Source organism: Bradyrhizobium yuanmingense, assembly GCF_025200905.1.
GTDB classification, from domain to species: domain Bacteria; phylum Pseudomonadota; class Alphaproteobacteria; order Rhizobiales; family Xanthobacteraceae; genus Bradyrhizobium; species Bradyrhizobium yuanmingense.
This window is the reverse complement of sequence record NZ_CP104173.1, coordinates 727278-739661: the sequence shown is the minus strand read 5'-3', so window position 1 is coordinate 739661 and position 12384 is coordinate 727278. Positions and strand designations below refer to the sequence as shown.

The following is a 12384-nucleotide window of genomic DNA, read 5'->3' as shown; positions in this document are numbered from 1 at the left end:
CGCCACGAGAACGTGACCTCCCGCACGCCGAACGACAGAGAATCGTGCGAGAAACCCGCTGGAATCGAGCTAAATCGAACCCGCTCATCTTGGGGATCGACTAACCTCTGATCTATAGTTTGGCCGGAACAGATCCGCATCCCGAGGTTGCCGCCGTGAACGACATGCAATGGACCCCGATCGGGTCCGAACCCTTGCCCCCGCCGCTGCCGGCGACGCGGGTCGATTTCTCCGGCAGCCGCTCCGAGTTCCGCAAAATGGTCACCAAGGGTGCCATGCTCGAGCTCGTGACCTTCGGCTTCTACCGGTTTTGGCTCGTCACCGACATCCGCCGTCATCTGTGGACGCACACCGCGATCGATGGCGATGCGGCCGAATACACCGGACGGGCCAAGGAGCTCCTGGTCGGCTTCCTGTTCGCGCTCGCGATCCTGGTGCCGATCTATCTCGCCTATTTTCTCATTGGCATCGAGTTCGAGCGCTGGCAGGCCTTTGCCTCGACGCCGCTATTCATCGCCTTCTACGCCTTCGGCCAGTTCGCGATTTTTCGCGCGCGGCGCTACCGCCTGACCCGCACGGTCTGGCGCGGCGTCCGCTTCTGGATGGACGGCTCCGGCTGGGCTTACGCGTTTCGCGCCATGCTATGGGGCTTGCTGGTGCTCCTGACGCTCGGTCTCGCGCTGCCCTGGCGCGCGGCGGCGCTCGAACGCTACAAGATGCGGCACACCCATTACGGCGATCTCCGCGGCGATTTCGACGCCGACGGCTGGACCTTCTTCAAGCGCGGCTGGTGGCTCTGGCTGCTCAGCCCGATCGCGCTGATCATCTTCCCGCTCGCACCGTTCTTCTATGCCGAGTTCAAGGCGCGCGAATGGCGCTGGTGGCTCGATGGCATCCGCATCGGTGGCGTCAGCCTGTCCTCGGAATTGCCTCATGATGCCTTCTACGGCCTGTACTGGAAAGTGATCGGCTGGTGGATGCTGCTCACGGTCGCGTTCGCAGCCTATATGGGCGGCAGCGCCTTCCTCGTCGTCTCGCTCACAGGCGTTTCCGCCGAGGAGATCTTCGCCGGCGACAATGCGACGAAGAGCATCCCGATGGTGGCGATGATGGTGATCGGCTATTTCGCGCTCGCTCTTGCCATCAACATCGTCATGCGGGTCTATCTTCAACGCGATCTTTGGGCCAAGGTGCTGGAGACCGTCGAGGTGCACGACATCGCGGCCGCGGCGGACGTACGCGGCAGCGGTCAGCTTGCCGGCGCGCTCGGCGAAGGCTTTGCCGATGGACTGGATGTTGCAGGATTTTGAGCCTTGAGTGATGTGTTCGCCGATACCCCTGTGCAGTCCGGCAAGCCGACAATCTTCTTCGACGGCGTGTCCAGCCGCAGGCGGCAGGTGACGCTGATCCTCGGCGATGCGCTCGAGATCCACGAAGAGGGCGGAACGCTCCTTCATTGGCCCTATGCCGACATTCGCCGTGCCGACAGTCCGCCCGGAATCCTGCGCCTGGCTGCGACGTCCGCACCGCCTCTGGCGCGGCTGGAGATCCGCGATGCCGCGCTTGCCGCGGAGGTGGCGGCCCGCTGCACGCGGCTCGACGAGCACCGGACGACGCGCAGCGGCGTCGCGAAAATCGTGGGCTGGTCGGTTGCCGCCGCCGTCTCCATCGTCTGCGTCGTCCTGTTCGGCGTTCCGCTCGCCGCCGACCGGCTCGCGCCGCTGGTGCCGAAGCCCGTGGAACGGCGCATCGGCGATGCCGCCGAAGTGCAGATGAAGACCATCTTCGGCCGCGGCGTGTGCGAAGACCCCGCGGGCAAGGCCGCGTTCACGAAGCTCGTCAACCGCCTGCGCGATGCGGCCGGCCTCGACGACACAATGACGGCCGGCGTGCTGCCGAGCTCGATACCGAATGCCTTCGCGCTGCCCGGCGGCAAGGTGTTCGTGCTGAAGGGCCTGCTCGACAAGGCCGAAAGTCCCGACGAGCTCGCCGGCATCCTCGCCCACGAGCTCGGCCATCTCAAGCATTACGACAACATGCGCGGCCTGATCTACAACGGCGGCACCTCGTTCCTGATCGGCCTCTTGTTCGGCGACATCACCGGCTCCTCGGCCGTGATCTTCGCCTCGCGCAGCCTGGTCGAAGCGTCCTATTCGCGCGAAGCCGAGACCGGCGCCGACACTTTCGCGATCGAGATCATGCATGCGCTCGGCCGGTCGCCGAAGCCCGCGGCCCAGCTGATGTTCCGCATCACCGGCAAAGAGGGCGGCTCCGGCCTGACGAATATCCTCGCCAGCCATCCGCTGACCGAGGACCGCCTCGCGCGCATGACGAAGGAGGACCGGCCCGCCAGCGGCCCGCCGCTGCTGACCGACAAGGAGTGGCAGGCACTGAAGGGCATTTGCGGCAGCGGGAAGGTGTGACGGCCCGCTCCTAGCGCATCACTTCGCCGGCGCAGCAGGTGGATTCGATCCGGTGGTGACGTTCGGCGCCGTGTTCGGATTCGAGGTCGTGGTCTGGGGACCGAACTCGCGACCATTGTAGAAGAAGACGGCCGCGACCACGGCGATCACGAAGATCGCGCCGACCGCCCAGCCCACCGGGCTGTTGCGGCGCGCACGGTCAGTCCTGGGGTCATCATTCTGATAGGTCATCGTGCTCTCCCTGTTGGTGCAGGAGAACCTCGCGCGGTGGAAGCTGTTCCTAAAACGCGCCCAGCACTTACCGCGTTCCGTAGGCGCGGTCGCCGGCATCGCCGAGGCCAGGCAGGATGAACCCGTTGTCGTCGAGCCCTTCATCCACGGCGGCCGTCCAGATCGGCACGTCCGGATGCAATCCGCGCAGCCGTTCGAGCCCCTCCGGGGCGGCGATCAGGCAGGCGAGGCGGATGTCCCTGGCGCCGCGCTCCTTCAGCCGGTCGATGGCGGCGACGGCGGTGTTGGCGGTGGCGACCACCGGCGTCACCACGATGGCGAGGCGCTCGCTGAGGTCAGACGGCGATTTGAAGAAATACTCCACCGCGGCAAAGCTGTGCGGCTCGCGGTAGAGCCCGATATGGGCGACGCGCGCGGTCGGCACCAGATCCATCATGCCGTCGACGAAGGTGGTGCCTGCGCGCAGCATCGGCACGAATACCAGCTTCTTGCCGGCGATCTTGGCCGAGTGCATCGTCGCCAGCGGCGTCTCGATCACGGTGTCGGTGAGCGGCAGGTCGCGCGTCACCTCGTAGCACAGCAGCATGCCGATCTCCTTGATCAGCTCGCGGAACGACTTGGTCGAGATGGACTTGTCCCGCACCAGCGTCAGCTTGTGCTGCACCAGCGGATGATCGACGATCGTGACGCCTTCCATGATGAGATGCTCTTGCTTTTCCCTTCTCCCCTTGTGGGAGAAGGTGGCGCGAAGCGCCGGATGAGGGGTATCTCTCCGCGAACTCCAACTGAGAGATGTGCCCGCGGCGACAACCCCTCACCCGGCTTCGCTTCGCGAAGCCACCCTCTCCCACAAGGGGAGAGGGTTTAAAACACCGTGCCGTCGCTGATCACCTTGAGCGGCGGCGATCCATCGGGACGGCGTGCAAATGCGATGGCGCGGCCCGCCGCCCACGTGCCGCCTTCGAGGATGCTCGCAAGCGGCAAGGTCCGAGGGGTGCGGCCGAGCTTGGCGCGAATGCGCTCCGCCAACCTGTCGAGCAATGCAATTGTCAGCGCGCGCCACTCCACGACGAGCAGCGAATCCACTTCATGCGCACGCGCGGCATCAGCAGCCTCGCGCAGGCGCAGCACGTCATGATCGACGAACAGACCGCCGTTGCGGTATTCGGCGAGCCCGGTCAGGCCATCGATGTCGGTCACCTCAAAGCCGGCGCGCTGCAGCGGCTCGATCAGCGAATAGCTCAGCCATTGCGACAGCTTGTGCAGCGGCACGAGGCCTGCCGTGCCGTCGTCCGCCTTGATCGCCGGATGTCGCCAGCAATCGCCGAGCGGCACGCCCGCAAGCTCAAGTCGCGACGGCCAGATCGGCCCGAGCCGGTTCAGCACCGCGGACAGGATCGCGGGCGCAGCGACGGCGCCGCCGATCGCATGCGCTGCGATATGATCGAACAGCCCGCCCGGCCGCGGCGTATCGTGCAAGCCGAACACGTCCGCACGCTCCGAGACCTCCCTGCCCAGACGCCGCAGCAGGTCGGTGCGTCCCTCCAGGCCGAGCAGCGGATTGGCCTCGGTCACCTGAAAGGCGGAGGTGAGTGAGCCAAGAGGCAGTCTTTCAAGCACCTCCGCATCGGCCCTGAACGGCGCACGCGCATCGCGCGAAAACAGCCCGCTCGCGAACATGTCGAGGCTCGCGATCGCGAGCCCTTCCGATCGCCCTACGTCTGCTCCCGTCACGCTGTCGCGATAGCGCCAAGCTGCGCCGGCGCCGGCATCGAGCAGCACGCTGACGATGGCGAGGTCGAACTCGGCGCGCGCTTGCGCCGCGCGATCCGGCCAGGACGCAGCATCGGCAAGCCGGGCCCAGCGGTCGACGCCGCCGAGCACGAAGTGCCGCCAGCGCGCATGGAAGGAAATGTCAAGCGTCGGATAGGCTTTACGGGTCACCGCGAGCACGGCATCGGCAACGCCATCGATGCGGTCGAGATCGACCGTGAAATGGGTGAGCCCGCCGGCAAGGCCGAGCTCGAGCATCTGCCCGGCGCGCGCGCGCACCGCCTGTGCGGTGAGCAGCGCGCGTGCCTGCGATTCCAAAGCGTCCGCCATCGCGATCAGTATTTTTCCAGCGAACGCCCGACCACGCCGTTCACGTCCTTTTCCGGTGCGATGTCGGTCGAGTAGTAGCCCGCGGCCTTCTTGGCGGCGATCTCGACATGGGCGTCGGCGGGAATCAGCTCCAGCGGGATCGGCACACGCTCGACGATGTCGATGCCTTGCGAGGTCAACGCGTCGTATTTCATGTCGCTCATCGACAGGAAGCGGTCAATGCGCTTGAGGCCGAGCCAATGGATCGTATCCGGCATCAATTGCTGGAAGCGCGCGTCCTGGACGCCAGCCACGCACTCGGTGCGCTCGAAATAAGCGGCGGCCGCATCGCCGTCCTCCTGCCGCTTGCGCGCATTGTAGACTAGGAATTTGGTGACCTCGCCGAGCGCGCGGCCTTCTTTGCGGTTGTAGACGACGAGCCCGAGCCCGCCCTCCTGCGCGCCGCGCGCGGATTCCTCGATGCCGTGGATCAGATAGGGCCGGCAGGTGCAGATGTCGGAGCCGAACACGTCGGAGCCGTTGCACTCGTCATGCACGCGGCAGGTGATCCTGGTGCGATGGTCTGGCAGTTTTGTCACGTCGCCGAACAGGTAGACCGTGGTGCCGCCGATCGGCGGCAGGAACACCTTCATGTCCGGGCGCGTCACCAGCTCCGGGAACATGCCGGCGGTCTGCTCGAACAGCGTGCGCCGCAGCTCGGTCTCGCCGGTGCCGAAGCGCGCCGCAAGGCCCGGCAGGTACCACACCGGATCGATCGCGATCTTCACCACCGATACGCTGCCACTGGCGTGCACGACCTCGCCATCGGCGCGCAGCCGCTTTGCGGCGAGCGCATCGCGAATCTCCGGCAGGTCGAGCCGCGCCCGCGTCACCGCGATGCTCGGGCGGATGTCCGCGCCCTCGGCGATCTCCTGGCGAAAATTCTCGGCGACCAGATGCCCCCAGGGATCGAGCGCGACGATTTTTGTGGGATCGGTCCATTGCTCGAACGGACCGATGGTGGCGGCCGGAAAGGTATTGGTGAGGTCAGGACGCCTGATCGGGTCCAGCGCCCCGGCGGAGACCGCGAGCGCGCGGTACATCGCGTAGGACCCGCCATGGCTGCCGATCACGTTGCGATCCCCGGCGCGCGACACCGTGCCGATGATCGGCCCGCGCGCGCGCGCATCAGCGGCGCCCCAATGGATGGGAAAGGCGGCCTTCCTGCCCGGCTCCGGATGGGAGGTCAGGCGGATGTGGTCGGTACGGTTGGCACGGCTCATGTCCAAGCTCCCAAAAAGCCAACGGCCCGCCGCTCGGACGGGCCTGGCTCACTTGCGACGCCGAACCGGCGGCGCAAGTTCAATCCAACATATTGTAGCGGCCCGCGACGACAGACAAGTTAATCGTGGCCGGGCGCAGGGGCCGTTCGGGGCCAAATTCCCGTCATCGGGCCTGCCGACGCCGCTCATCGCGCTCGCCGCCTGCCGGTGAGGCCGGTTTAAGGAATTGAAATAGTTTCGTTTTTCGTGTTTTCAAGGAGGCGTTGCTTCGTGCGGCCGGCTTCAAGTCCGGCGCACCGCGCTGCCCTGCCTTGGAGACTGCTATGCCTGCCGCCAGCTACATCGATCCCCGCAACGGAAAGCTCTATCCCTTGGACCAGCCGCGCTGGTGCTCGGACGAGCGCACGCCGCTGCTGGTGACGCCGGGGGCGGGCATCTCACGCGAGGACATCGATGGCCGGACGCGCTCGCTGTGGCGCTATCGGGCGGCGCTGCCGGTCGAGATCGAGAACCCGATCACGCTCGGCGAGGGCTGCACGCCGCTGGTCCAGCAGGACTGGGGCGCGCTGCGCCCGCTGTTCAAGCTCGAATGGTTCAACCCGACAGGCAGCTTCAAGGACCGCGGCTCGGCGGTGATGCTGTCGTTCCTGCGACAGATCAGTGTCGACGCCATTCTGGAGGATTCCTCCGGCAACGGCGGCTCATCCATGGCGGGGCTGGGTGCGGCCGGCGGCATGCGCGTCAAGATTCTGGCGCCGGCCTCGACGTCGCCGGCCAAGATCGCGCAGGTGCGCGCCTACGGCGCGACCGTGCAGCTCGTGGAGGGCCCGCGCGAGGAATCCGAGGCCGAGGCCATCCGGCAGTCGAGCCAGACCTTCTACGCCAGCCACAATTGGCAGCCGTTCTTCCTCGAAGGCACCAAGTCGCTGGCCTACGAGATCTGGGAAGATCTGGGATTCCGCGCGCCCGACAACGTCATCATTCCCGTCGGCGCCGGCAGCAGTCTGCTGGGTTGCGCCTTCGGCTTCCGCGAGCTGATGAAGGCCGGGCAGATCTCGAAGCTGCCGCGCCTGTTCGCGGCGCAGCCGCTCAATTGCTCGCCGATCGATGCAAGCTTCAAGGCCGGTGTCGATACGCCGGTCGCGCGCGAGGTGAGCAAGACCGTTGCCGAGGGCACCGCGATCAAGACTCCCCTCCGCCTGCGTGAGATCATCGCCGCCCTGCGCGAGAGCGGCGGCGCCACCATCGCGCTCACCGAGGACGAGATCGTCGCCGCCCTGCGCCGCCTCGCGCGCCAGGGCCTGTTTGCCGAGCCGACCAGCGCCAGCGCGGCTGCGGCGCTCGACAAGCTCGCCGCAACCGGCGCCATCAATGCGAACGAAACAACGGTCGCCGTTCTCACCGGCACCGGCCTCAAGGCCGCAACCACCGTCGCCGACCTCGTGCAGTAGTCTCGCGCTTACCCTCCCGCTCCAGGCTCCTGGAGAGGCTTGGAGAGAGAACGCGAGCGCCCGCCGGCGTCCGCCAGCACCTTCCACTGGAACAGCGGCGAGTCCTTTGGCGGCGAGAGCTGCGGGGTCCAGCCGGTGAGCTTTTCGATCACATAAGTATCAGCCACGACGCCGCGCCAACGGCGTTCGACCGTGGCGAGTTGCTCGCGCTGCGCCGGAATGTGCTCCCACAGTGATGCGCGGTTGTCCGGCTCGCGCCCGACATAGATGCCGGCATGGCCCTTGATCCGGTCCATGCCAGGGTCGCGGAAATCCTGGAAACGGCCGCGCTCGTTGATCTCGATCACGGGCACGCGGCCCCGGAACAGCCAGCGCATCATGGCGTAGGTGCGGTAGTCCGTGGTTGCGATCCAGGTCGCGCCTGTTACGTCGAGGGCCGCTTGCGTCCGCGCGGCGACCTGCTCGTAGCCGGCCTCGGCGCCGATCGGGTCGATCTTGCCGAGCAGATTCCAGGGCGCGGCAACGTAGTAGAGGAACACGATGATGACGAAGGGAATGCCCGAGACGATGGCTGTCCTGGCCCAGAACAGCGAGGACCTCAGCATTCGGGAGGACCATCCCTCTTTCCTCATCGTGACGAGGTTGACCGCGGTGGCGGCAAATCCGACCGGCCACATGAACATCGGCCAGGTGTCGCCGACGCGAAGCGTCAGCGACTTGAAGAAGAAGTAGACGAACGGCACCAGCACCGCGGTCGACAAAAGGATCGCGACCGGCTCGCGCGTGCGATAGCCGCGCCACGCCGTCAGCACCAGGCCCATGAGCACTACCGGCAGCAAGACGAAACCGACCAGGCCGAATTGCAGGCCGATGTAATCGCCGATCGTACGCAGCGAGACGCCGTAATTGGCGGTGGCGCGCACGCCCTGGAAACGGAACGAGGCCCAGTCGTGCTGTGCGTTCCAGATCAGCACCGGCGAGAACACCACCAGCGCGACCAGGACGGCGAGGTAGGGGTATGGGCTGCGCAGCCAGCGCCAGCGCCAATCCGGCACCAGCAGAAAGGCGGCGACCGCCGGCGCGAACATGACCACGGTGAATTTCGACAGCATCGCGAGGCCCGCGAACAGGCCGGCCGCCAACCACCAGCGGCCGTCGCCGCTTTGCGCCAGCCGCACCAGCGACCACATCATCGCGACCGCGAACGGGATCATCGCGACATCGGGCGCGACCTTTGCCATCAACAGGCCGTAATAAAGCGCGGCCTCCGGCATCAGCACCGCGAACACGATCGCGCGCGCATCATGGGTGAGGCGGCGGACGATGTCGGCGAGCAGCAGCTGCGTCACCAGCATCGCGACGATGCCGCCGAAGCGGACGCCGAGATTGGTGTCGCCGAAGATCGCGGTTCCGAAGCGGATCAGCCAGGCGATGCCGGGCGGATGATCGAGGAAGCTGAGCGCAGCCTCCTTCGACCAGGTCCAGTAATAGGCTTCATCGGTACGCAGCTCGATGGCCGAGGCATAGACGATGCGGAGCAGCGTCATCGCGGCGATGATCGCTGCGGCCATGAGGATCAGACGCCGTTCGGCGCCGTCAGGCTTTGCAGAGATGTCGGGAGCGATCGTCACGGCGGCGCTTTTCCCCGACTTGGAAGGGGGAGTCAATGTGGGGGCTGTCGTCCCTGTGATCCTGCTGGCTGTCCATATCGGGAATTAAAGGTTACGCTGGCTGGTCTCCTCCATGACCTGACACAACCGAATCATGGCCACCGCTCCCACACAAATGTCCGTCGTCCGCGCCGCCGGCGTGCGGCAGGTGCGACTCGTTTGCGGCATCATCCTGTTCGCCTTTGTGGTCAGTCATTTCCTCAACCACGCGCTCGGCAACATCTCGGTCGACGCCATGGAGACCGGGGTCTACTACCACACGCTGTTCTGGCAGTTCCTCCCGGTCGCGATCGTGTTCTACACGGCCGCCCTCACCCATATGGGCCTCGGCGTCTACGCGCTGTATCAGCGCCGGCAGTTCCGCTGGCGAACGATCGAGCCGCTCCAGCTCGTGCTCGGCTTGAGCATCCCCGTCCTCGTCATGGGCCATGTCATCGGCGTGCGGCTCGCGCAGACGCTGTACGGACACGAGAAGCTGTATCCGCAGGAGCTCTATTTGTTCTTCGTCGCGGCGCCGGGCCTAATCTGGCAGATGACGATCCTGCTTCTCATCGCCTGGGTGCACGGCTGCATCGGCGTCTATTTCTGGCTTCGGCTGAAGCCGTTCTTCACACGCGCGGCGCCCTATCTGCTCGCGGCCGCCGTGCTGATCCCGACGCTATCGCTGCTCGGCATCTACCAGGGCGGCCGCAGCGTCGCCGCCGACAGTGACGACGGCGAATGGCGTAAGCAGCATCTCACCCGCAGCAAGGTCGGCACGGTTGCGGAAGGCAACACGCTCGAGCGCATCGCGGGCGGTCTCACCATGGGCTATTTCGGTCTGTTGGGACTGGTGCTGGCGGCGCGCGGCGTGCGCGCTTTGCGCGAACGGCGCGGCGGCATGATCGCGCTGTCCTACGGCAACGGCAAGACGGTGCGGGTCCCCAAGGGCCTGTCCGTGCTGGAGGCGAGCCTGCGCCACAACGTGCCGCACGCCAGCGTCTGCGGCGGCCGCGCCCGCTGCTCGACCTGCCGCATCCGCATCATCGGCGATCATGATGCCCTGCCCACTCCATCGCAGCGCGAGGCTTTCGTTCTCACCCGCGTCGGCACCGCCGATCCCTCGATCAGATTGGCCTGTCAGCTGCGTCCGACCTCCGATCTCTCGTTCTTCCAACTCTTCGCAGCTCACACGCATGCAACGGACGGAGCCTCGACATCGGCCAGTATCGGCCAGGAGCGCTATCTCGTCAGCCTGTTCGTGGACATGCGCGGCTCGACGCAGCTGGCCGAGAAGCGCCTGCCGTTCGACACGGTCTTCATCGTCAACCGCTTCCTCGGCGCGGTGTCGCAAGCGGTGATCGAGAACGGCGGCCAGCCGAACCAGTTCGTCGGCGACGGCATGCTGGCGCTGTTCGGACTCGCGGCCGACCCGCAAACCGCCTGCCGGCAGGCGATGAAGGCCGCCGCGGGAATCGCTGCGCATATCGACGAGCTCAACGATCTCCTGAGCCACGATCTGCGCCAGCCGATCCGCTTCGGCATCGGCATCCACGGCGGCGAGGTCATCATCGGCGACATCGGCTATCGCGATCACATCGTCTTCACCGCGCTCGGCGATGCCGTCAACGTCGCCGCCCGCCTGCAGGACATGACCAAGACGCTGGCCTGCGAGGCCGTCGTCTCGGATGAAGTCCGCCGTACAGCTGATATTGCCGACGATGCGCTGCCGCAGCAGGAGGTCGCCATCCGCGGCCGCGACCAGCCGCTCGCGGTACGCGTAGTGGCGAATGCGAGGGAGCTGGCGGCGCTGGTCGATCGCAGCGAGCGGGTGGCGGCGTGATTCTTTACGTCTCCCCGTAAGAACGGGGCGAGGGAGCGCACCGCCGTCGCAGCCACAGCTCGGCACAATCTCCTACATGCACAACACCGGCCTGCTGCAACGCAGCGGCATGGGCTTGCTGCGAAAGCGCGAATTGACTTCACCCAAATCGTTGCGACAGATGAGCGCAGGATCGTGGTGATGACCGCCGATCCAACGAGAAGCTCCGGGAGGAGAAAAATGTTCGATCGACGCGACCTGCTCAAGGGAGCAGGCCTTGCCGCCATGGCGGCCACACTGAATTCCACCAAGGCGCTGGCCCTCGACACGGTGACCCTGCCCTTCACCAACGGCGAACGGCCGCTGGTGAAGTATCCGCAGAAGAGGCCGATGATCGGCCTGACCAGCCGGCCGCCGCAGCTCGAGACGCCGTTTGCGGTGTTCAATGACGCCCCGATCACGCCGAACAACGCGTTCTTCGTGCGCTACCACCTCTCCGACCTACCCTACGATCTCAACCCCGACAAGTTCACGCTGGAGGTCAAGGGCAAGGTCGACAAGCCGCTGAAATTGTCGCTGAAGGACATCCGCAAGATGAAGGCGACGGAGATCGTCGCCGTCAACCAGTGCTCCGGCAACAGCCGCGGCTTCTTCGAGCCGCGCGTCGCCGGCGGTCAGCTCGCCAACGGCGCGATGGGTTGCGCGCGCTGGCGCGGCGTGCCGCTGAAGAACGTGCTGGAGATGGCCGGCGTGCACAGCGGCGCCAGGCAGGTCACCTTCAACGGCATGGACGGACCGGTCAACGACAAGACGCCGGATTTCATCAAGGCACTCGACATCGATCACGCCACTGACGGCGAGGTGATGCTGGCCTATGGCATGAACGGCGAGGACCTGCCGTTCCTCAACGGCTTTCCGCTGCGCCTGATCGTGCCCGGCTATTTCGGCACCTACTGGGTCAAGCACCTCAACGAGATCACCGTCATCGACGACGTTTATGACGGCTTCTGGATGAAGTCGGCCTACCGCATCCCCGACACGCCGAACAATGCGGTCGAGCCGGGCACCGCGCCAAAGGCGACGATCCCGATCAACCGCTTCACCATCCGCTCCTTCATCACCAGCGTCCCCGATGGCGCCAAGCTGAAGGCGGGAGCCGTGACCCTGCGCGGCATCGCGTTCGATGGCGGCAAGGGCATCAAGCAGGTCGAGGTCTCCACCGACGGCGGCAAGAGCTGGGTCGGCGCCAAGCTCGGCAAGGACCTCGGCAGGTACGCCTTCCGCGAATGGAAGCTGCCGGTGAAGCTCGCGGCCGGCAGCCACGAGCTCAAGGTCCGCGCCACCGGCAATGGCGGCGAGACCCAGCCGGACATGCCGCGCTGGAACCCGGCGGGTTACTTGCGCAACGTCGTCGAAACCGTTCGCGTCAGCGTGGCCTGAAGG

Annotated in this window: 10 protein-coding genes; 5 read left to right on the top strand and 5 right to left on the bottom strand. The window is 66.1% G+C overall.

Features of this window, described 5'->3' with window-relative positions; genetic code table 11:
• The first annotated feature begins 164 nt into the window (after positions 1-164).
• Together N2605_RS03555 and N2605_RS03550 are read left to right on the top strand one after the other, a co-directional pair.
• On the top strand, positions 165-1310 hold the full coding sequence (locus N2605_RS03555; protein ID WP_260347405.1) for a DUF898 family protein: 1146 nt from the start codon (positions 165-167) through the stop codon (positions 1308-1310).
• A gap of 3 nt (positions 1311-1313) precedes the next feature.
• The gene (locus tag N2605_RS03550) at positions 1314-2423 is read left to right on the top strand and encodes a M48 family metallopeptidase (RefSeq protein WP_225142104.1); all 1110 of its coding nucleotides are present in this window, start codon (positions 1314-1316) and stop codon (positions 2421-2423) included.
• A gap of 18 nt (positions 2424-2441) precedes the next feature.
• Here N2605_RS03550 and N2605_RS03545 read toward each other — a convergent pair whose 3' ends face one another.
• From N2605_RS03545 to N2605_RS03530, 4 genes are all read right to left on the bottom strand, one after another.
• On the bottom strand, positions 2442-2654 hold the full coding sequence (locus N2605_RS03545; RefSeq protein WP_036009716.1) for a hypothetical protein: 213 nt from the start codon (positions 2652-2654) through the stop codon (positions 2442-2444).
• Positions 2655-2721: 67 nt separating this feature from the next.
• Positions 2722-3351, bottom strand: coding sequence for a uracil phosphoribosyltransferase (gene upp / locus N2605_RS03540; protein WP_036009715.1), 630 nt, complete (start codon positions 3349-3351; stop codon positions 2722-2724).
• A gap of 167 nt (positions 3352-3518) precedes the next feature.
• A complete protein-coding gene (locus tag N2605_RS03535) occupies positions 3519-4757 on the bottom strand; it encodes a URC4/urg3 family protein (RefSeq protein WP_260345848.1) in 1239 nt (412 codons plus the stop codon).
• A gap of 5 nt (positions 4758-4762) precedes the next feature.
• Entirely contained in the window at positions 4763-6019 is a 1257-nt protein-coding gene (locus N2605_RS03530; protein WP_036028644.1) for a GTP cyclohydrolase II, read from the bottom strand.
• 323 nt (positions 6020-6342) lie between these two features.
• On the opposite strand from N2605_RS03530, the gene N2605_RS03525 reads away from it, so the two are divergent.
• A complete protein-coding gene (locus N2605_RS03525) occupies positions 6343-7470 on the top strand; it encodes a threonine synthase (RefSeq protein ID WP_036028646.1) in 1128 nt (375 codons plus the stop codon).
• A gap of 8 nt (positions 7471-7478) precedes the next feature.
• On the opposite strand, the gene N2605_RS03520 is transcribed toward N2605_RS03525, so the two are convergent.
• Positions 7479-9041, bottom strand: coding sequence for a glycosyltransferase family 39 protein (locus tag N2605_RS03520; protein WP_260347404.1), 1563 nt, complete (start codon positions 9039-9041; stop codon positions 7479-7481).
• A 193-nt stretch (positions 9042-9234) separates the two neighbouring features.
• Here N2605_RS03520 and N2605_RS03515 point away from each other — a divergent pair, with 193 nt between their 5' ends.
• Positions 9235-10962 carry an adenylate/guanylate cyclase domain-containing protein gene (locus N2605_RS03515; protein WP_260345847.1) on the top strand — a complete coding sequence of 576 codons (1728 nt, stop codon included), beginning with the start codon at positions 9235-9237 and terminating at the stop codon, positions 10960-10962.
• Between the two features lie 219 nt (positions 10963-11181).
• Complete coding sequence (gene sorA / locus N2605_RS03510) at positions 11182-12381, top strand: SorA family sulfite dehydrogenase catalytic subunit (RefSeq protein ID WP_260345846.1); 1200 nt, start codon at positions 11182-11184, stop codon at positions 12379-12381.
• Positions 12382-12384: the final 3 nt, after the last annotated feature.